This window comes from Azospirillum sp. TSH64 (genome assembly GCF_003116035.1).
In the GTDB taxonomy this organism is placed as follows: domain Bacteria; phylum Pseudomonadota; class Alphaproteobacteria; order Azospirillales; family Azospirillaceae; genus Azospirillum.
Genome location: NZ_LGQW01000015.1, coordinates 1,193,286 through 1,212,371 on the forward strand (window position 1 = coordinate 1,193,286; position 19,086 = coordinate 1,212,371).

General features: G+C 64.6%; 19 protein-coding genes. 10 read left to right on the forward strand and 9 right to left on the reverse strand.

Annotated features, from left to right (window positions below; translation table 11 throughout):
* Positions 1–2: 2 nt before the first annotated feature.
* The 5 genes from argH to TSH64_RS06930 form a co-directional block, all read right to left on the reverse strand.
* Positions 3–1,544, reverse strand: a complete 1,542-nt coding sequence (argH, locus tag TSH64_RS06910; RefSeq protein ID WP_109096111.1) for an argininosuccinate lyase — start codon at positions 1,542–1,544, stop codon at positions 3–5.
* 66 nt (positions 1,545–1,610) lie between these two features.
* Positions 1,611–2,540, reverse strand: a complete 930-nt coding sequence (locus TSH64_RS06915) for a DMT family transporter (protein ID WP_109096112.1) — start codon at positions 2,538–2,540, stop codon at positions 1,611–1,613.
* A 27-nt stretch (positions 2,541–2,567) separates the two neighbouring features.
* On the reverse strand, positions 2,568–3,794 hold the full coding sequence (locus tag TSH64_RS06920) for an ATP-grasp domain-containing protein (RefSeq protein ID WP_109096113.1): 1,227 nt from the start codon (positions 3,792–3,794) through the stop codon (positions 2,568–2,570).
* Positions 3,794–4,861: a cysteine synthase family protein gene (locus TSH64_RS06925; RefSeq protein ID WP_109452371.1), complete on the reverse strand. Its 1,068-nt coding sequence runs from the start codon at positions 4,859–4,861 to the stop codon at positions 3,794–3,796. The genes TSH64_RS06920 and TSH64_RS06925 overlap by 1 nt, the downstream gene beginning before the upstream one ends.
* 7 nt (positions 4,862–4,868) lie before the next feature.
* Positions 4,869–5,801, reverse strand: coding sequence for a hypothetical protein (locus TSH64_RS06930; protein ID WP_199237492.1), 933 nt, complete (start codon positions 5,799–5,801; stop codon positions 4,869–4,871).
* Between the two features lie 294 nt (positions 5,802–6,095).
* Between TSH64_RS06930 and TSH64_RS06935 the strand changes: the two genes are divergently transcribed.
* A complete protein-coding gene (locus TSH64_RS06935) occupies positions 6,096–6,569 on the forward strand; it encodes an Lrp/AsnC family transcriptional regulator (protein ID WP_109096115.1) in 474 nt (157 codons plus the stop codon).
* 13 nt (positions 6,570–6,582) lie between these two features.
* On the opposite strand, the gene TSH64_RS06940 is transcribed toward TSH64_RS06935, so the two are convergent.
* Positions 6,583–7,038 (reverse strand): thermonuclease family protein, encoded by a 456-nt coding sequence (locus tag TSH64_RS06940; RefSeq protein ID WP_158285354.1) that lies wholly within the window; start codon positions 7,036–7,038, stop codon positions 6,583–6,585.
* Between the two features lie 172 nt (positions 7,039–7,210).
* Between TSH64_RS06940 and TSH64_RS06945 the strand changes: the two genes are divergently transcribed.
* A complete protein-coding gene (locus TSH64_RS06945) occupies positions 7,211–7,417 on the forward strand; it encodes a hypothetical protein (RefSeq protein ID WP_199237494.1) in 207 nt (68 codons plus the stop codon).
* Between the two features lie 144 nt (positions 7,418–7,561).
* On the opposite strand, the gene TSH64_RS06950 is transcribed toward TSH64_RS06945, so the two are convergent.
* On the reverse strand, positions 7,562–8,593 hold the full coding sequence (locus tag TSH64_RS06950) for an alpha/beta hydrolase (RefSeq protein WP_109096118.1): 1,032 nt from the start codon (positions 8,591–8,593) through the stop codon (positions 7,562–7,564).
* 354 nt (positions 8,594–8,947) lie between these two features.
* Between TSH64_RS06950 and TSH64_RS36245 the strand changes: the two genes are divergently transcribed.
* The gene (locus tag TSH64_RS36245; RefSeq protein ID WP_109096119.1) at positions 8,948–9,160 is read left to right on the forward strand and encodes a DUF4287 domain-containing protein; all 213 of its coding nucleotides are present in this window, start codon (positions 8,948–8,950) and stop codon (positions 9,158–9,160) included.
* 272 nt (positions 9,161–9,432) lie between these two features.
* Here TSH64_RS36245 and TSH64_RS06960 read toward each other — a convergent pair whose 3' ends face one another.
* A complete protein-coding gene (locus TSH64_RS06960) occupies positions 9,433–9,813 on the reverse strand; it encodes a tautomerase family protein (protein WP_109096120.1) in 381 nt (126 codons plus the stop codon).
* Positions 9,814–9,907: 94 nt separating this feature from the next.
* Between TSH64_RS06960 and TSH64_RS06965 the strand changes: the two genes are divergently transcribed.
* From TSH64_RS06965 to TSH64_RS06980, 4 genes are all read left to right on the forward strand, one after another.
* Complete coding sequence (locus TSH64_RS06965; RefSeq protein WP_109096121.1) at positions 9,908–10,765, forward strand: LysR family transcriptional regulator; 858 nt, start codon at positions 9,908–9,910, stop codon at positions 10,763–10,765.
* Positions 10,766–10,964: 199 nt separating this feature from the next.
* Positions 10,965–11,894: an HNH endonuclease gene (locus tag TSH64_RS06970; protein ID WP_109096122.1), complete on the forward strand. Its 930-nt coding sequence runs from the start codon at positions 10,965–10,967 to the stop codon at positions 11,892–11,894.
* Positions 11,895–12,021: 127 nt separating this feature from the next.
* Complete coding sequence (locus tag TSH64_RS06975) at positions 12,022–13,095, forward strand: hypothetical protein (RefSeq protein WP_109096123.1); 1,074 nt, start codon at positions 12,022–12,024, stop codon at positions 13,093–13,095.
* 106 nt (positions 13,096–13,201) lie between these two features.
* The gene (locus tag TSH64_RS06980; protein ID WP_158285355.1) at positions 13,202–15,013 is read left to right on the forward strand and encodes a class I SAM-dependent methyltransferase; all 1,812 of its coding nucleotides are present in this window, start codon (positions 13,202–13,204) and stop codon (positions 15,011–15,013) included.
* A gap of 152 nt (positions 15,014–15,165) precedes the next feature.
* On the opposite strand, the gene TSH64_RS36250 is transcribed toward TSH64_RS06980, so the two are convergent.
* Positions 15,166–15,516, reverse strand: coding sequence for a hypothetical protein (locus TSH64_RS36250; RefSeq protein WP_247872794.1), 351 nt, complete (start codon positions 15,514–15,516; stop codon positions 15,166–15,168).
* Positions 15,517–15,747: 231 nt separating this feature from the next.
* On the opposite strand from TSH64_RS36250, the gene TSH64_RS06985 reads away from it, so the two are divergent.
* The 3 genes from TSH64_RS06985 to hxsD all read left to right on the forward strand — a co-directional run bounded on the left by TSH64_RS06985 (position 15,748) and on the right by hxsD (position 19,064).
* Positions 15,748–17,718: a hypothetical protein gene (locus TSH64_RS06985; protein ID WP_247872795.1), complete on the forward strand. Its 1,971-nt coding sequence runs from the start codon at positions 15,748–15,750 to the stop codon at positions 17,716–17,718.
* Positions 17,719–17,990: 272 nt separating this feature from the next.
* Positions 17,991–18,560 carry a hypothetical protein gene (locus TSH64_RS06995; protein ID WP_109096126.1) on the forward strand — a complete coding sequence of 190 codons (570 nt, stop codon included), beginning with the start codon at positions 17,991–17,993 and terminating at the stop codon, positions 18,558–18,560.
* A 144-nt stretch (positions 18,561–18,704) separates the two neighbouring features.
* Complete coding sequence (gene hxsD / locus TSH64_RS07000) at positions 18,705–19,064, forward strand: His-Xaa-Ser system protein HxsD (protein WP_146208004.1); 360 nt, start codon at positions 18,705–18,707, stop codon at positions 19,062–19,064.
* Positions 19,065–19,086: the final 22 nt, after the last annotated feature.

The window sequence follows — 19,086 nt, forward strand, 5'->3', positions numbered from 1 at the left end:
GATTATGCTTGGCCAAGACGGCCACGGCCCGTGCGGTCGAGAACGGCGATGCCGAGAACGCCATCGACCGCCGCACGCAAGGACCGGCGTGCTTGGCGCCAGCGCCGCCGCTGCTCCACCAGCGCGCCACGACGGCTGCGAAGCGAGGCTCGCACCCGTTCGATCTCGCTGGTGGTGGATTCGCGCCCGGGGCCGCCGCCATGCTCCTGGGCAGCGGCAATGTCGACCGGCCGCAGCACCGGCGACTGGGTGCCGCGGAACCACTCGGGCCGGGCCTCTCGCGCGGCGGTCTCCAGATCGACCACACCTTGGACCATCATCGAGCGGATGATGTCCCCGACCTCATGGTGGGCGCGACGGAAGGGCATGCCATGCTCCCGGACCAGCCAGTCGGCCAGCGCGGTGGCGTTGGTCTGGCCGGACACCGCCCTGAGGCGCATGGCTCCCTGATTCGGCTCCGCCCCGGCCACGATCAGCCGGACCAGCGTCAGCGCATCCAGCATTCCCGAGGCCGCCGACCACACCGGCTTGACGCCCTCGGTGCCGACGGCGATGGAGTTGGAGAAGGGGGTGGCGTGCATCGCCATTGCTGCCGACGTCAGCGCTCCCATCGGCGCCGCCGCCAAGCCCTTGACGTGCTCCAGCATGTAGACATTGCGCTTCTGCGGCATCATCGAACTGGTGCCGACCAGATCGTCGGCCACCGTCAGGAAGCCGAACTCGCCGGTGGTCCACAGCTGGAGGTCATGAGCAAGGCGGCTGAGCGTCACGCCGAGGATGCCCAGCGCCGCCAGCAGGCGCAGGACGGCGTCGCGCGAGGCCACGGCGTCGATAGAGTGCGTCCAGGGGCCCGAGAAGCCGAGGAGGGCGGCCGTCCGTCGGGTGTCAATGGGAAGCCCGGTGCCGCCCACAGCACCGGCGCCGAGCGGGCAGCGGTCGAGATCGGCCAGCACAGCGTGCAAGGACTCCGCGTCGCGGTCCAGCGCCGCAGCGACCCCGGCATAATAATGGGCCAGCGTCACCGGCTGGGCGGGCTGGTAGTGGGTGTAGATTGGGAACACGGCGTCGGTGCAGGCCTGTGCCCGGCGCAGGAGCGTGGCCTGGAGACGGGTCAGGCCGGTCAGCAGATCGGCGACGACGTTGCGCAGCCGCAGGCGCAGCACGGTGGCGCCCAGATCGTTGCGCGAGCGCGCCGTCTGGAGGACGCCGCCGATCTCCTCGCCCAGGTCGGCGATGAGATAGGTCTCGTAGAGCAGGTAGACGCCGCGCGGGGCAGAACGGCCGCGCAGGACGGCGAAGCCCGACCCCTCCATCTCGTCGATGCGCCGGAGCAGGGGGGAGACCTGCGCCACCGGCAGCAGGCCGGTCTCGGCCATCATCACCAGGTGCGCCCGGTCGACCTGGGTGATCCAGGGCAGGTCGCGGTCGATGGCGTCGTCGGCGACGTCGCCGAACAGGATGGACTGGGCCGTCGGGTTGAGCGTCCCAGCCACCCGGCCGGTGTCGCCGAGGTGGGCCAGGATCTGGGCGTTGCTGATCACCATGAGGGTGGCTTCCGGTGAAAAGAGGTTTCGGATGTATGGCTGGTCGGAGCGTGGCTGGTCGCCGAGTCAACGGCTGGAGGTCCGGCGGGCCAGCGTGATGCCGACAAGCGCCAGCGCGCCGCCGAGCCACTGGAGCGGCCCCAGGGCCTCGCCGAACAGCATCCAGGCCAGCGCCGCCGCCGCGACCGGCTGGATGAGCAGGCCGATGGACGAAAAGGTGACCGGAAGGTGAGCCAGCGCATGGGTGATGAGGCCTTGGCCGATGACATGGCAGGCGACGCCCAGCGCCAGCACCACGGCCCAGCCCCAGGCGGTCGCGGGCAGCAGTGGGCCGCCCTCAAGCCAGGCTGCCACCGCCAGCACCAGGGCGGCGGCAGCGCTCGATCCCGCCATGATGACGCTGGTCGAGTGGCTGGACCGCAGGCGTTTCACCGCCATCAGGTAGATGGCGTAGAATGCGGCGGTGCTGACTGCGATGGCGTCACCCTGCCATTGCCCCTCCGCAGCACTTCCCACCGACGCGAACAGCCCGTCGCCGATCAGCAGCGCCATGCCCGACAGCGAGACCGCCAGGGCGACGATCAAGCCGAGGCCGATCCGCTCGCCGAACAGCAGCCAGCCGAGCAGAGCGACGAAGACTGGGGCGCAGTTGTTGAACAACGTGGCCTTGGCCACCGAGGTCATCGTGATGCTGAGATGCCAAAGTGCCAAGTCCCCCGCCAGCATCAGCCCGGCCACCCCCATCAGCGCCATGTCGGCGGCGGTGACGCGCGCGCTGGCAGCCTGAGGCGCCTTCCGTTCGGCAAGCATGCCGAGCCAGAAGAAGGGCAGCGCGATGACCAGCCGGTAGAAGGCGGTGGCGATCGGTTCGAGTTCGCTGACCCGCACCAGGATGGGGGCGAGCGCAATGGCGAGCGCGCCCGCCAGCAGGGAGAGCAGCGCCGGGTTCGCCCCGGCTCGCGACGGTCCGGCGGCCGCAATGGAGGTTGAGGACATGGAAGGGGGCTCCTGCTGCTGTTCCGGTCAGGCGACGGTGGCAAGGGTTCCGGTGCCGTCGGCCGCGACACGGAAGCGGATGGCGCAGCGCGCCAGTTCAGCGGCGGCCACGGCTGCCTCCAGGGTGGGGGCGCTGGTGAGCGCGTGGCCGAGACGGTCCTGGAAATCGCCGCGGCGGGCTATCAGCAGCGGGGATGCGCGGTAGAGCCGGAGGTCGCGCAGGAAGGGCGCACCCCGTGCCGCCTCCAGACCCTCGGTAGCGAACCATAGCCCGTCGTCGGGGGGCGTGAGGAAGCGGATCGCCGCGTGCTCCTGCCGGATCGGCGTCACCACTGGCGTCCGGCCGACGGCCAGTTCGACGGTCGCCCGGATGAGATCGATGCCGGTGGCCTGGCGTACGAGCTCGGGGATGAATCCCCCGGCCAGCCGCGGGTTGACCTCCATCAGGTGCGGGCCGTCCTCGCCGAGGCGAAGCTCGACATGCAGCGGCCCCCAGGTGAGGCCGAGTGCCCGCGTTGCGGCCAGCGCGAAGCCCGCGATGCGGTCCGCCGCGGCCGTGGCCAGCGGGGCCGGGAAATCGTGGCCCATCTCGACGAAGTGCGGCAGGGCGCCCAGGTGCTTGCGGGTCACGCCGATGACCGTGTCGTGGAAGATTTCCACCGAATACTCGTCGCCCCGGACGACTTCCTCGACCAGCAGTGCGCCACAGGTCGGGTCGGCGAGCAGTGATCTGGCGTGGGCCGCCACCTCGGCCATCGTGGCGCAGAGCCGGACGCCGACGCTGCCCGATCCGGCCACCGGTTTCAGGACAACGGGCAAGCCGATGCCGATGGCGGCCTGGACGGCATCGACGGCGTCGGTGATCTCGGCATGGCGCACGCGGTCGATACCGGCTTCGTCCAGGCGGCGGCGCTGGGTCGCCTTGTTGCGGCAGGCGGCCACCGCGACAGCATCCGGCCCCGGCAGGCCGAGGTCGGCGGCTAGGCGGGCGGCGGTTGCGATGAAATACTCCGAACTGGAGGTGATCCCGGCCACTCCCTCGCTGAGCGCCAGCTGCCGCACAAGCGAGCGCAAGACGTTCAGGTCGGCGGTATTGGCCTCGATGCTGCGGACGGCGTCCTCGGCGACATAGGGATAGCGGCTGGGCTGGCGGCTGATCAGCACCGGCTGGAAGCCGAGGGCACGGGCGGTTTGGGCGAACAGGCGGCCGGTGCCGGACGTGTTGCTCTCGATGAACAGCAGGAGGCGCGGCATTACGCGGCCTCCGCAAGGTCGCGCGCCACCGGGTTGGCCGCCGCCAGCACCTCGTCCAGCGTCCGGCGGTCCCAGCGGTAGCTGCTCCAGCTGGACCGGACGTCGCTCGGATGCGCCACCGGCTGCGGAGCCTCGGGCAGCAGGCCGGTCCAGCCCGGCAGCGCGGCGAGCCAGTCGTCATTGTAGATGCTGGCGACGTAGCGGTGGCCCTCGTCGGGGAACAGCGTCATCACCTTGCGGTCGGGATGGGTGCGCGCCCACCAATCAGCCACCAGGTATGCTGCTCCGCTGGTGCCACCCTGGTAGAGAGCATGGTGCTGGTGCAGGCGGCGGGTGGCCAGGAATGCCTCCGCTGCACCCACCCAGTGGATCTCGTCGAACTGGCGGTGGTCGACGTTCGGCGGCACCAGGCTGTTGCCGAGGCCGCGCAGCAGACGCTTGCCGTCGGGCTGGCCGAAGACGACGCTGTTGGGGGTGTCGACGCCGATGACGTGGAGATCCGGGTTGAGGTGACGCAGGAAGCGGGCGATGCCCGACATCGAGCCGCCGGAGCCGACGGTGCCGACGAGGCAGTCGACATGACCGAGGCGCTCGGCGATCTGCTCGGCCACCTCGGCATAGGCGCGCGGGTTGTCGGCGTTGCCGTATTGCGAGGGGCAGAAGCTGCCCGGGTTGGCCTCCAGCGCGGCGCGCAGCCGGTCGAGGCGAGCGGTCTGGAAGCCGCCGACCTCATAAGGCTTCTCGACGATCTCCAGCGTGACGCCCAGTTCCAGCAGGCGCTTGTGCAGGTGCTCGTCAATGGCCGGGTCGCTGACCAGGATGAGCTTGTAGCCGCGCACCGCCGCCAGCATGGCGAGCGCCAGCCCGAAGGTCCCCGACGTCGTCTCGCAGATGGTGCCGCCGGGCTTCAGACGGCCGTCGGCCGCCGCGCGGTCCAGCATGTGACGGGCTGGGAGCAACTTCATCAGGAAGAAGGCGGCGCCGTGCAGATTGTCCGCCAGCCGCACCAGACGCGGGAGTTCGTAATCGGGAAAGCCGCGGGTTTCACGGGACAGGGGCTGGGACATCGTCATCTCAAGCGACATGGCGGACCTCGGCGGCATCGGTGCGGAAATGGAAAGCGGGGGGCAGGCCGAAGGCCTCGAGACGGGCGGCCGCTTCGGCAATCCGGCGGGTCGTGGCCGGGTTGCGGGGGTCGAAGAGCAGGCCGACGACGGTGCCGCTGTGGGCGACTTGGATGCCGAGCGCCCCAGCGGAGGCCGCGATGGCGTTGATCTCCTCGAAGGCGGGCTTGGGCAGATGGCGCTGGGAGATGCGGGCGCTGGCCGTGGCGACCCGGCCGAGCAGAGCCGCGTCGCCGGTGCGGATCGCCCGCCGCAGCATTCCGCGCAGTGGCCGGAAGGCCTGGACCTCCCAGTCGTCGTAGTCGGCTGGAGGTTGCTTCACGGTGTCCACGCCGGTGCCGGGAGCCGTGTTGACGCTGAGGACCTCCAGCGGCGGCAGGGCGGGGCCGAGGTGCTCCAGCACAATGCCCTCGCGCTGGGCGAAGAGGATGGCGAGGTCTCCATGCATGATGCTGTCGCTGGCCGTCTCCGCTCGAACCGCCAGCCGGGCGACCTCGTCGGCACCGAGGGTCGCGCCGTGGGCGTCGGCGACGGCGCGGATCGCGGCCACCACATCGGCGGTCGAGGACCCCATGCCGAGGCCGACCGGGATGGTGCTCTCCACCGTCAGGTGGCCGCCCTGGTCATGCAGGCCCAGGCTGTCCAGCGTCAGCCGCGCGGCCTCGGCCGCCTTCAGCTTGTCGTCCGGGACGGTGACCAGGATCCCCGGAGCCGGACGGAAGACGGCAGTGGATGAGACGATGTCGCACGGGAGCGTGACGAGACCGCGATGCAGACGTCCTGCGTCGTCCGGGAAGATTCCCTGGAGGATCTCGCCGTGATGGCCGTTGACGCGGCCGAAACCGCGCTCTTTTCGCTGATTTCCCCTGGTGCCAAGGCGCACGGAGGCAAACCGAGAGATCACATCTCCGGGCATTCGAAACCTCTTCGCTGAATGGGTCAGTTTCTATTGTTGATGTTTAGGCGAGTGTCCCCGCTCTAACGGGGATAATTAGCTACTACTGGGAAGTTGTTTGCGCCGCGGCGCAGTTCATTGCGTCGTGATGAGCAGACTGTAGCGCCATCTGGACGGTATGAAATTTCTAATTCTGCCACCCGGTTTGTCACGATGGAAAAATTGACGGCGCAGTGCGCGACACTCATAAGTGTGAAATCGCCTTAAACGAGCAGTTGCCCCATGCCTGACATCGAACTCGACCAGATCGACCGGAAGATCATCAATCTGCTTCAGGGGAACAGCCAGATCACCAACCTGGAACTCGCCGACGCGGTTGCCGTGTCTCCGCCGACCTGTCTGCGTCGGGTCCGCCGGTTACGCGAGGCCGGGGTCATCGCCAAAGATGTCTCGATCGTCGATCCCAGCAAGCTCGGCAGCCACATCCAGCTGATCGTGACCGTCGAGCTCAAGGGCGACGACCGGGTGCTGATGGATGCATTCGAGAAGACCATCCACGCCCAGGACTGCGTGATGCAGTGCTACTTGGTCACCGGATCGACCGACTATGTCCTGATGGTCTGCGTCAGGAACATGAGCGAGTTCGAGAAATTCGCCCGGGCGACGCTCTACACCAACCCATTAATCAAGCGGTTCATCACTCTCACGGTCATCAGCCGGGTCAAGTACGAGACCAGGATCCCAATCGACGCCTGATTGGGTGCTGGCCTCACCGATACTTCCATATCCCCACCCGTTCGGTGCGCGCTGCCTGTTCCTGGAGTTCGTAGAACCCCGCGCTCTCGGCGTGGTCGTCCGTCGCCCATCCCGAGGTGATCATCAGGTGGCCGAGATCGGCGCCGTCGACCGAGCATTGGGCGCTGATCGGCTTGTCCGGCCTGTCGTCCTTCACGATGCAGATGACCTCGTCCTTGCCGATCAGCGCCTCGAGCAGGCGGCGGGATACCCTGGCGCACGGCTCCCCTTGGCCATTTCCATGGCACAGGGCATCGGCCTCCGGTGCCCGGACACCCCAGAGATGGATTTCTCGCCCCTGCACTTCGATCCGATCTCCGGCGATCACGGAGATCTCCGCGGCCATGGCTGCATGACCGACCAAAGGCATGAGCAGGGCGGCCAGAGCAATTCGGTGAAATCCGCGGAGGGCTGCGGATGGCAGGGTCATGCGCCTACTCATGAGGGAATAATAATGGCTTGATGCTACCGAACGGCCAAGCCCTCGTCATGCAGGAATTTCCCCCTTCCCACCGAGGGCCCGCCGAAAGGTCGCTTGCTTGGCTGCCGGGGCCTGTTCATTGTCGAAGTGTTCAATTCTGCGGGGTCTGTTGGTGTTCGTCGTGAGTAGGGAGATGGCGGAAGCCGTGCAGCGGGTCTTCCACGAGCAGGGCGAATGGCCCGCCGTGGTGGAACTGCGCCGCCATGTCCATATCGCCGATAACACAAGTGCCTTGCAGGCAGTCAGGGCCATCGCCTCTTGGCGCACCCTTCCCGCCGAGCCACCGGCGCGGCACCATGAGGCGAAGGACGACCGGGCAGGCACGTAAACCAGCTATCGTGTCAAAGCCCCCTCGGCAGGCAAAACGATAAGGGGGTGGTTGAGGATTGTGTGAGTATGTCTGTATGCATTCGGCCTAAATGCGCTCTTGAACGCGGATTTTCGCCGTTTGTGCCGGGAATTTGCGCCAAAGCTATGCAGTTCCGACCGCTTCATCGCGTTCCATTGGACTCCCAGACGCTTTATCCAACGCCAAACCTGTCTGAGTGCCTTTTTGGCGGTCTTTGGAGGCGCAACTCATCAGCTGTTTGGGCCTGACAAGGTGGTGTGCGTCGTCCTCGGTTAGGCCTGTCAACTCATGGGCACTTTCCATGGCCAGGAATGTCAGGAGCTCCCGGGCAAGCTCCTCCGGCGCCTCCTCGGCCATATGGTGCCCGCAGTCCAGGCCTCGACCACGCAGATCTGGCGCCCACGGCTGCCAGACCGAAAGGACATCGCCATAGAGCGCTTCGAGGTCATCGCGCAGCGACCACAGGGCGAGCGTCGGGCAGGCGAGGGTCCGCCCCGCCCGCCGGTCCGCCTCGTCATGGTCCTGGTCTATGCCGAGGCCAGCGCGGTAGTCCTCCATCATACCGTGGATCGTGTCCGGGTCGTGGATTGCCGCCCGGTAGTCGGCATAGGCCTCGGCACCCATCATGTCAGACGAGCCGCCGTACCAAGCGTCTGGATCGGTCAGGATCGCCCGCTCCGGCTTATCCGGCTGGCCGTAGAAGAACCAGTGCCACCAGGCCTGGGCGAAGCGGGCATCGCAACGTCCCAGTGCCTCGGCGATGGGCACGCCATCCAGCACAGCCAGATGCGTGATCGCCTGGGGATGGTCCATCGCCGTGCGGAAGGCCGTGTAGGAACCCCGGTCATGCCCGACGATGGCGAAGCGGTCGAAGCCGAGGCGGTGCATCAGTGCGACGCAGTCACGGGCCTTGGCTCGCTTGGACGATCCTTCATGATCCGGCGTATCGGCGGGCTTCGACGACTGGCCGAAGCCACGAAGGTCCGGGCAGACGACGGTGTGATGCGCAGCGAGCAGCGGGGCGACGCGGTGCCAGGTGGCGTGGGTGCGGGGATGCCCATGGAGAAGCAACACCGGCGGGCCATTCCCGCCATGGCGCACACGTAAGGTAGCCTCCGGCAGATCCACCATCTCAAGACGGAAGCCTTCGAACATCGACGTCTCCGATGGCAAACAGCGTGGGGGACAAAGGATGTCGTTTCCCAGAACAAGCACCAAGCTGTCCCGTTCCGGTTCGGGACTGGCTCGTGAGTAGCCAATACGTCCAGGTGGACAGGGTCCTCGAAACCTGGTGCGTGGTTTGCAGTGAACAGGATGTCCATGGTCGAGAGCAGGGCGAGGGCGATCCGTCCCGGCCTATTGTCCTCGGTCCAGCCGCTTATCAGTGAGCAGCCAAACGCAGCAGCAGTCGACCTACACCCAGCCAAGAGCTTTTCAGGCCGCTCTTGCGGATCATGGAGTGGGCAGCCAAGATGTCATGGGAATCCGGTACTTCAAGGATGTGATGCGGTGGCTGACGAACCGATCAAAGGACCTGCGTCTTACTTTCCATCCATCGAGAAAAAGTATGGTCGCCCCATCGCCGAGTGGCAGGACATTGTCCGCAAGCACCTTCCGGCAAAGCACATGGAATTGGTTGCCATGTTGAAGAATGACCATGGGATGGGGCATGGCCACGCGAATGCGGTGGTCGCACATACTCTAGCCGCAGATAAGGGGTAAGAGCCCGCCCGGTTGTGGTCCATCCTCCGTGCTGAAGCCGTTCATCGTCCGAGGGGGCGACCACTGCCTTGGGATCGAGTGTGGAGGCCGACCCGGGCTTGATGGCCTCGACCGATGGCACTTCGCATCACCTGCGGCGGCCGCCCCACAAGCGGTCGGCCGCCCGACGTTTGGCCACCTCGGGCAGGATTAGCCACCGCTACCGGCAGGGATGCGGCCGTCTTCGAAGCGCTCGATTTTATCAGCCTTGTGATGGGAATAGGTTCGCTGCTTCAAGCATATTGCGCGACGCCGTTCCCGAGCGACCAATTTTCCTTTGCCACTTCAACGATGTTCACGAAGACATCCTGTGGCCGTATGCCGGGGTTCTCGCCGAGCAGTTCCATAATCCGCTGGAACAGCGCCTTCTTCTGCTCCAAGGTCCGAGTGTTGTTCGCGGTGATCTGGATGTAGACGAGGTCGTCGCTTCGATCGACTCCAAGATAAGATGCGCTGTAGCGGAAGTTTGCGGCGTCATGCTCGGTGATGGTCATGAACTGATCGTCTTCGGGCACGTTGAAGGTCTCGTGCATGGCGCGGTACAGACTATCGAAGATTGCCTGCCGATACGCTTCCGGTTTTCCAGCGCGCAGCGAGATGTGAACGAGCGGCATTGTAAGTCCTTTCCGTTATGTCCGCCTTGACAATAGCCATGGGTCAGTCATTTTCATATGCTATGAGTTCCAATATCTGAGATAACGTTCTGAAATGATTGGGCCGTCTCTCGATCTTGATGCGGTGCGGGCTTTCGTACGCATCGCCGAACTGGAGAGCTTCACGCGCGCGGCCGAGGCCACCGGGACGACGCAGGCCGCGGTTAGCTTGAAGTTGAAGCGCCTCGAAGAGCGGCTCGGCTGCCGCCTGTTCGAGCGGACGCCGCGTTATGTTCAGCTGTCGGCACGCGGCGCCGCCTTCCTGGACCATGCCCGCGACTTGTTGGAGGCGCATGATCGTGCGCTTGCCTCGCTGACGCGGGAACGCCAGCGCATCGCCATCGGAATCAGCGACCATGTGGCGGGACCGGAGCTCCCCGCGCTGATCGCCCGGATGAACGCACAGGATCCGCAGTTGGTGATCGAGATCCGGATTGGGTCATCGGGTGACCTGCTCCAGAGTTTCGACCGGCGGGAACTCGACACGGTGATCGTCCGCTTGCATGCGGAGCGCAACGACGGGGAGCTCATTACCGAAGAGCAGTTCGGCTGGTTCGCGGCGCCAAGCTGGCAACATCGGGCGGACGAACCGTTGCCGATCGCCACGATGGCCGAGCCCTGTGGAGTGCGGGCGTTGGCGGGGGAGCTCCTCGAGGCGGCGGGCATGCCGTGGACGGAGATTTTCGTCGGCGGCGGCGTGACCGCGGTGGCGGCAGCCGTGATGGCCGGTCTCGGCATCGCGGCATTGTCGCCGCGCATGGTACCGTTCGGCGCCGTCGACGTCGGCCCGCGGCTGGGGCTTCCGGCCTTGCCGCGCCTGCCCGTGATTCTGCACACCAGGATCAGGGACGGACAACCGCGTTCCGCGCTCGCTGCCCTGTCGGTAGCCTTCAAGAGCGCTGTTCGAGGCTGATGGGCTCCTTCAGCAGCGCACGTTCCGTTAAAGGGCCCGCCAGTCGTTCGATCATACGGTCAGCCATGGGCTGCGATACATCGCTGATGTGGGGGCGGTTCACATCCGATGCGGGAGCCCTCTCGAGAGAGTACAATCCGCCTGTACGGCGGCGAGGAAGCTGTTACCCTTCGACGTCTGAAATGACGCCCATGGACCGATGAACGATCCCGACGCCTCTTTCCGGCTTGCAGCCTTCGAGCGCCTGAGGCTGTTGGTGCAACTGCATGGCGGTTCGTTGCCATGGAGCGTGGTCAACGAGGGCTTCGTCCACGAGGGTGCGCGAATTCATTTCGCTACGAAGGCCGAGGGAATCTTCAAACCGGCGGCGATGACGGGTGTGCTGAGCGTTACAACTGTGGTCCCGCGCGCCGGACGGCGGGCCTGGTACCATGACCAGCTTGAATCCGAAGCCAAGTTGGCGATGGCGGCGGATGGGTTGTCTTATGCCTTCAACGGCACCGATCCCGACAGCAGGCAAAACAGGCTTCTTCGCGACGCCAGGGACAGGCAACTGCCGATCATCTACTTCTTTGGCGTCGCCCCAGCGATATACGAGCCGATCTTCCCGGCTTACGTCGTGGAGTGGGATCCGAAGGCCCTGTCGGTGAAGCTCGCCCCGAAGCCTCTCGCAGACACCGCCACCCTCTGGACGCCGCCAAATCCGGACGAGCGCCGGTATGCTCTGAGGCAAGTCAAGCAGCGGCTGCACCAGTCGGCGTTCCGGGAGCGCGTGGTGGCGGCCTATGGCGGCCGGTGTGCGCTGACCGGGTTGCCTGAGGTGCGATTGGTGGATGCTGCCCACATCATCCCCGACGGCGACGTCGAGCGTGGGCAGCCCGACATCCGCAATGGCATCTGCATGAGCAGGCTGCATCACGCTGCATACGACGCGGATTTAATCAGTATTGACCCCGACCATCGCATCCACATCTCCGAACGCCTGCTCGAGCAGCATGACGGACCGATGCTGGAGCTCGGCCTGAAGGCACTGAAAGGACAGCTGATCCGGATGCCGCGCGAGGACCTGATGAAGCCCGACCCTGACCGGCTTGCGGTCCGCTTCGAGCGGTTCAGGAAGGCAGCCTAACCATGACATCTGCCCGCCAGCGTTCCACGGCGATCGTCCAGTGAATCGGTTTCCATCCTCAGTTCCCGCCAACCCAGATGGCCGCTCGCAAATGGGCTTGGCGGCCACGGCCCGGCTGGCGCGTCGAATGATGGTCGCCGGGCTTTCAGTCGCCATAATCGTGACGCCGTTTACCGTCTCGCTGACCGATACCGTTCCGACCGATGCCGATGTACGGGACGCTCTCATCACCATGCTGAAGCAGGTCGCTCCCAAGGAGCGCCTCGAGCAGCAGATCGTGTCGGCGTTGGACCGTGACGCACCCGAGGAGGCTGAAGACTATCTCGACGTCGCCGAACTCCTCCAGGTGCCGGTCGACCCGGCGCTGCGCACCCGTTTCGCGGACGAGAACTCGGGCCTGCGGGCTGCGGAAAGGAACATCCGGCGGGCCGCGATGGGGTTCGTGACCGGCGAAGGGGAGGGGACTGTTGGAATGGCAGCAGCGATCGCCTCGGATTTGACGGTGGTCGGTGACATGCGCGACCTGACGGAACAGGCATCCCGCATCGTGCGGAACGAGCCGGTCGATGATTTGGTGCTGGGGCTGTCGATAGCTGGGGTGTCGATGTCAGCGGCGACCGTGGTGACGGCGGGAGGCGCCCTGCCGATCAAGACGGGCATCTCCCTGGCCAAGCTGGCAAAAAAGACCGGCAAGCTGACCGCCCGGTTCCAGGATGAGCTTTCCTGGATCGTCGCCCGCGCGGTCAACACCTCGGCGTTTCGGCAATCGGTGGCTGGGATCCCTTGGTACCGGGTCGACGATCTGGCGAGAGCCGCCCGCAGCCACGCCGCCCGTGTCGACACGAGGGAGGTCCAGGGCGTACTTGCGTCGGTAACCCAGGTCAGCAAGGTGACATCGCCTTCCAGGACGCTTGCCATCCTGCGCCATGTCGACAACGTCAAGGAACTGCAAGATGCAGAGCGTGCGGCAAAAGCCCTGGGAAAGCCGGTAAGCGGTGCATTCCGCCTTGCCGGGAAGCGTGTGTTTTCGGCGATGGCTCATATCGTGAAGTTCACCGCAAAGCTGATATTGGCCCTGATCGCCGCCATCCTCGGCGCGATGTCGTTCCTGATCGGCCTCTTCATCAAGGTGAGATCGGCAATGCGCCTATGGCGGGGGCTCCGCTCGAGGCTGTCTTCGGCGAGGGTCAAGGCGGCATGATCCGGCAACTGCTTTCCGTCGGCCGAGGCGAGCTGGATGGTCCCGCGTCTCGGCAATGGTGTCGAGGCGGCTCCCACTTTCCTTGCCAGCACGGCAGTGTTTGGTCATGACCGATCCTCACCCGACAGCACCGGAGCATCTCGATACGACGCCGAACGGGGACACCGTGGCTGCGTACTCTCGGCGCGCCCGGGAGTTCGTCGCACAGTACGAAACGATTGCCTTCGAAGAGCTCTACGCCGACGTCCTCGACCTGATTCCGTCCCAGCCGTCAGCGGTGCTGGATGTCGGTGCCGGGTCCGGCCGCGACGCGGCTTGGCTGGCTGGCCGCGGCCATTCCGTCGTCGCCGTCGAACCGGCGGCTGGAATGCGTGAGGAGGCCGCCCGCAGGCACACGGCAACCGGGATCCAGTGGATGGATGACCGGCTGCCGGGACTGGAGCGGGTCCACCGCACCGGCATTGTGTTCGACCTGATCCTGCTGGCCGCCGTGTGGATGCACGTGTCACCTGCCGACCGGCGACGTGCCTTCCGGAAATTGGCGACGCTGCTGAAACCGGGCGGCCGCATGATTGTCAGCCTGCGTCATGGGCCGAGCGATCCGGAACGGCCGATGCTCCCCGTCAGCCACGCCGAGATCGAGCGCCTCGCGGCCGAGCATGGCGCCATGATCAGCCGGTTCATCAAGACGCGAGACCGCCTCGGCCGGTTGGACGTCAGCTGGGAGACCGTCGTTGTCCAGTTGGCGGATGACGGCACCGGGGCGTTGCCGTTGATTCGGCACATCGTCCTCAATGACGCGAAATCCAGCAGCTATAAGCTGGCCCTGCTGCGCGTTGTCGCGCGGGCCGCGGATGCCTCCCCCGGCCTTGCCATGGCCGACGGCGATGACGGTGTGGTTCTCCCGCTCGGGCTGATTGCCCTCTACTGGATCAGGATGTTCCTGCCGCTGGTCGCGGCCGACCTGCCGCAAACGCCGACCAGCCGGAGCGGGGGCGGGCTGGGCTTCGTCAAGGAACCATTCCGACGCCTTGCTGGTACCGCGCCACCCGAACTGCGGGTCGGCGCAGAGTTCCTGGGCGATGCTGGCCAGGCGCTGGCCGGAGCCATCCGGGACGCGGCGAGAACGATTGCCGAGATGCCCGCGCATTACATCACCTACCCCGGAAGCGACCGCCAAGTGTTCGGAGCCGTGACCCAGCGCGGCCACCGGATCGGCCAACGGCTGGTGCTGGACGCGCCCTATCTGTGGTCGGTTGGCGACTTCCGGATTCCGCTGAACGTCTGGTTCGCCTTGACGCGCCTGAACACCTGGATCGAGCCTGCTCTCACCATGGAGTGGACGCGGCTGATGCAGCAGTACCTTGCCCGCCAAGGACGCTCCGTCCCCGACGGCCATATCGCCGAGGCTCTCGCTTGGCTCGATCCCCAGCGCGGCACGGCCGAGGTCCGTCGCCTCACCGCCGCTATGTTCGATGCCGGGCAGCCGGTCTACTGCGTGTGGACGGGTCGGAAGCTGCGGCAGGAGAGGTTGGACATCGACCATTGCCTGCCGTTCTCCGCATGGCCCAACGCCGACCTCTGGAACCTGATGCCTGCCGATGCGCGCGTAAACCGGCACCAGAAAGTCGACCGGCTCATCAGCGCGGAGCTTTTGGACCGGTCGGCGGACCAAATCTCGAGTTGGTGGGAGCGAGCCTATCTGCAACGCGAGGACCTCCTTGCGCGCCGGTTTGGTCGGGAGGCGGCGGCGTCATTGCCGGTCGAGACGGCATTGAACGGGCATGTTGGCCCAGCCCAAGTCCTGGAAGCGCTCGCAGCGAAACGGTTGATGCTCAGAGCGACGCAGCAACTGCCGGAATGGAGCGGCCCCCAAGCTGGTCCCTCGTCTTCTTCTGATTGGGTATCAGCATTGTAGTAATCTAACCCTACTCCAGGCCTGTAGGGTCATTGGGTGCCGCCTGAACAGGGCGTTCCGGGTCTTTGTCTTGTGGAGAACAGGCCAACGCTGGTCATGCTCCACCGGTGGATCTCATCGCTTTCTGATTAGGAATAGAGGCGCTTACACGGTCAGATGTCGGGCCTGCACTCTACGATGTCATAGGAAAGTTTGTTGGCGGCACTCTGCTGCGAAGGCATCACGACATCCCCCATCAACGGCTCCTCCTGTTGACCGGCGACCGTGTGGTCAGCAACGCTTTTGAGTTCATATCTATGCCCAATCGGCCTAACGCTCGTTTTCCCCGCATCATCGCTCAGTTTTGTCGCCAGCGCGCTGCCGCTGTCTTCCCGCCCCGCGAAGTGGAAAGGCTCGAAGAATACCTCGTAGACTGCTTCAGGTCGGGAAAACGTCCGCCTATGGCTTCCACAGGATGGGCTTGGACCGAGATCGCTACCAAGTGCGGGATCGAGCCAGAGCATCTTCGCGCCAAAAAGGACTGTGTGGCGCCGCTACTACTCGCGCTGAAACGCGAACTCGAACGGGCGCCGTACAGAGAGGCACCTAAACCGATCTCCTCCTCTCAACCGACGACTGCTGCGGGGAGGCCGAGAAGGAATAGCTCGGCGCCCGGAACTGGCAAAAGAACTAATGAGGGGGCGGGCTGCGGTGAGATCAGAGGTGCTATAATTGATCCAAAAGCAGAACATAATTTGAATGAATCAACCAACGGTCTCTCGAATAAAGTGCTCGGAAAGCGTACAGGGCCTAAGCCGAAGCTGCGTGTGCATTCACCGTCTGCTCTTTGGGACGTATGGGATGAGCCGGATGCCTTTCACGAGGCCTTGGACTTGCACATGCGTCGTCACGGTGAAGGAAGCTACGCTCTGTGGGCATCCATCATCCAGCCGGATGAATCCTTTCACCAGACGACCCTTTACGCTTGGCGTCGTGGGACGAAAGCCCCACGAAGCGCTGAAAGCCTCGATATGCTCACGCGAATTGAAGCGCGATACCGGCTCCCATCAGGTTATTTCAAAGCCAAGCTACCGCATCCTTCGCGCTCTACCTCGGGTCTGTCGATGCCGGGCATCTCTACATCTGAGCGGCGCAGGCTCGCCTGGCACCTTCCGGACGACTTCGACGACCGTCCTGAAACCGAGCAAGAAGAAATCCTGCAATGGGTGCGTGAAAAGATCATCTCGGGCTCTACGGAATACCGGCGCTTCCAAGCCGCTGCCGTCAAGAACCGATATGGGGTGCGCTTCTCATGTGGATCATCTGCGCATCGCCGGTGGGAGACAGCGCACGCGGTGGACCTTGATGAAGACGATCCCCACGCTGGTCTTGATCCCGACCTCACGGGTGGTGGCGTCAATGCCCCACCAGCGCTCGATGAGGAGATGGCCCGCCTGATACAGTTCAAGACCTCGACGCTGACGACCATCGGCTACCAACGCAACGGCGTCTGGGGAGAAGAGACGGCAGCCCAGAAGGTCGAACACCTGGGCTTGCTATTCGGGGCGCTGGCCGCAAAGCCAACTGGCCCCGTTCAGGGCTTTGGTATGCGGCTGACCGACATGTCCTTCGCGCACTTGGTCTTCCCCGCTGTGTGGGACTGGTACATCCAGTGGCGGGAGCGCCGACGTGGCTTCTATACCAACTGGGAAATCGACATGCTTCAGGTAGCTGCCGCACTCACCCGTGAAAAGACCGGATGGTTGCGTCAGACGCCTGAATTGGCCAATAGGCTGAAGCCGATCAAGGGGTTGGTGTCGTTCCAGGAAATCGATCGCGCCCAGGCAGATTGGGGTGAGGCCTGTACCCAGGTGCATCAGCACGCGCTCATTCGGTCGAAGGAACTCGATCGGGTTGCTCGGGTCCATCGCGATCCCTTCGAGCCAATCCTGCCGGTACTGGAGGCCGATAGCCCACTCGCCGAATACAGGAAAATCGTCGACGAGATCATCCGGCTTATGCCTGATGAAAAGCGCTATCCGATCTCCGCCGCCGAATCTGTCCGGTCGATCTTAATGCTTCGGCTCGGCCTCCACACCGGTCTGCGCCAGAAGAACCTACGGCAGCTGCTGGTTTGCCCACGCGGCCAAGTCCATTTGACTGAGCGCCAACTGGCCGATCGAAAATGCGGCGAACTCCGTTGGAATGACCGCGATGGCGCGTGGGAGCTTTTTATCCCTGCCTCTGCATTCAAGAACGCGACGTCCTCCTTCTTCGGGAAGAACCCTTTCCGGCTTCCGCTTCCCGACCTCAGCGGACTCTATGGCTTTATCGACGCCTACCTGGGGCGGCATCGAGGCAGGTTGCTCCGCAACGCACGCGATCCGGGCACGTTTTTCGTGAAAACCGTCAAGGCAACGTCGGCCGATCCCAGTTACAATCAGACGACCTTTTATGAGGCATGGCGCCTCACGATCCAGCGCTTTGGGATCTACAATCCCTACACCGGCCGTGGGGCGATCAAAGGCCTGCTCCCCCATGGTCCGCACAACGTTCGCGATGTGCTGGCCACGCATGTATTGAAGCAGACTGGGTCTTACGAGCAGGCCAGCTACGCAATCCAGGACACTCCGGATGTGGTGGCAAAGCACTACGGGCGCTTCCTGCCGACGGACAAGGCCTCGCTCGCGGCACAGGTGCTGAACAAGGTATGGCAGGCAGCGTGACGACGACGGTCAGGCGACGAGTTCGTGATGATTCACTGCGAGTTGCTAGATGAGGCCGCCCTCGAGGAACCCTCCGTTCGCGAAATCGAATGGCGCATCTACACCGTGAATAGCTCGGTGATGGTTCGGGCAGAGCAACACCATGTTAGACAGCGCATCCTCACTGCCGCGACCGAGCCAGCGGACACGGTGCGCCCCGCAGATCTCCGCGCCAAGGCATAGGAAGATCGCGATCCGTCACCATGTGCTTCCTGTGGAAACGGAGACATCACATGCGGTTTTTGCCGTCGGCGCAGTTCATCGAGCGGTCGCGAGTGGCCGACGAGTTCGTCGCGCTCGCGGCAGCGCTGGCCAACTGCCTGTTGGATGCCAAGGGCCTGGGCGGCCTGCCGCCGTGCAGCGTCAGCTACTTCATTGAGGAGCTTCATCGGCCGGGTGCTGCGATCGGTCTGCACAGCAAGGGCACGGCCAACGTCCGGCTGAACTTGGCTTGGCTCGCTGCCTTGGCGCAGCGAGAGACTGACCCCGAGCGGGAAGTCGCCTTCGTCATCCTGCATGAATACGCCCATTTCGTCCTCGAACTTCTGGAAGCCCGGGAAGCCAGCCCCGGTGCGACGCGCCGACGTATCGAAGCCGGACACGCTGATTTTCTGCGCAGGATGAACCACCTCGGGTGGCTCGCTGATCCGGTATCGCGCAAGCTCCTGTCCAACCACAATGCCATCGCCGAGGAATGGTACTGCGATGCCTTCGCCTACTGGGTCGCGGGTACCTTGCCGGAGCCACACGCTGATTTCTTCGACGAGCTTATGGCAGGGGTGCGCTCCCCTCCAGCCGGTTGAAGGTTGAGTTCTGTGCATACTATGGTATGCTCGCATGAGTTACATGGACGCAGGCCATCTCTCAAAAATAGGTTGAAACTGGATCTGTGCTTCGACAGGCTGGGCTACCTCTAATGGATAGTACGCCAGCTACGGTTCTCAGCCATGCCAGCCTCCGCCGTCACCCAACCATCGGATGTCCCGCGAGGCGCGGCGTTCCCGTTCGATTTCACGCTCTCGGTCGACATGGCGATCTTCCCCAGGGAAGTCGTACTCCGCACCTGCTACGCCTTCACCGACAGGTGCCACTGCTGGCTCGAGTCAGAGGAGGGCGCACGCATCTTGGTCGGCTTCAGGCTTAAGGCCTCATCGGCTGACCCGGATGCCATCAGGGGCGAGTTCGGGAACGCGCTGATCGACTTCGGCCTGCGCGCCAGCATCGAGGAGAAGACACGAGCCGTCCGCGAAGCCATCGTCTCCGCTGCCCTGACCGAAGCCAGCGCACCCGCGCCCGTGAAGCGGTAGGGGGCAGGGTTGGCAGGGCGAC

Bases quoted from the DNA above. Each gene is read 5' to 3' on its own strand.
- argH (WP_109096111.1), bottom strand. From the start codon at position 1,544: ATGGTGATCAGCAACGCCCAGATCCTGGCCCACCTCGGCGACACCGGC.
- TSH64_RS06915 (WP_109096112.1), bottom strand. From the start codon at position 2,540: ATGTCCTCAACCTCCATTGCGGCCGCCGGACCGTCGCGAGCCGGGGCG.
- TSH64_RS06920 (WP_109096113.1), bottom strand. From the start codon at position 3,794: ATGCCGCGCCTCCTGCTGTTCATCGAGAGCAACACGTCCGGCACCGGC.
- TSH64_RS06925 (WP_109452371.1), bottom strand. From the start codon at position 4,861: ATGTCCCAGCCCCTGTCCCGTGAAACCCGCGGCTTTCCCGATTACGAA.
- TSH64_RS06935 (WP_109096115.1), top strand. From the start codon at position 6,096: ATGCCTGACATCGAACTCGACCAGATCGACCGGAAGATCATCAATCTG.
- TSH64_RS06940 (WP_158285354.1), bottom strand. From the start codon at position 7,038: ATGACCCTGCCATCCGCAGCCCTCCGCGGATTTCACCGAATTGCTCTG.
- TSH64_RS06950 (WP_109096118.1), bottom strand. From the start codon at position 8,593: ATGTTCGAAGGCTTCCGTCTTGAGATGGTGGATCTGCCGGAGGCTACC.
- TSH64_RS06960 (WP_109096120.1), bottom strand. From the start codon at position 9,813: ATGCCGCTCGTTCACATCTCGCTGCGCGCTGGAAAACCGGAAGCGTAT.
- TSH64_RS06965 (WP_109096121.1), top strand. From the start codon at position 9,908: ATGATTGGGCCGTCTCTCGATCTTGATGCGGTGCGGGCTTTCGTACGC.
- TSH64_RS06970 (WP_109096122.1), top strand. From the start codon at position 10,965: ATGAACGATCCCGACGCCTCTTTCCGGCTTGCAGCCTTCGAGCGCCTG.
- TSH64_RS06975 (WP_109096123.1), top strand. From the start codon at position 12,022: ATGATGGTCGCCGGGCTTTCAGTCGCCATAATCGTGACGCCGTTTACC.
- TSH64_RS06980 (WP_158285355.1), top strand. From the start codon at position 13,202: ATGACCGATCCTCACCCGACAGCACCGGAGCATCTCGATACGACGCCG.
- TSH64_RS36250 (WP_247872794.1), bottom strand. From the start codon at position 15,516: ATGCTCTGGCTCGATCCCGCACTTGGTAGCGATCTCGGTCCAAGCCCA.
- TSH64_RS06995 (WP_109096126.1), top strand. From the start codon at position 17,991: ATGCGGTTTTTGCCGTCGGCGCAGTTCATCGAGCGGTCGCGAGTGGCC.
- hxsD (WP_146208004.1), top strand. From the start codon at position 18,705: ATGCCAGCCTCCGCCGTCACCCAACCATCGGATGTCCCGCGAGGCGCG.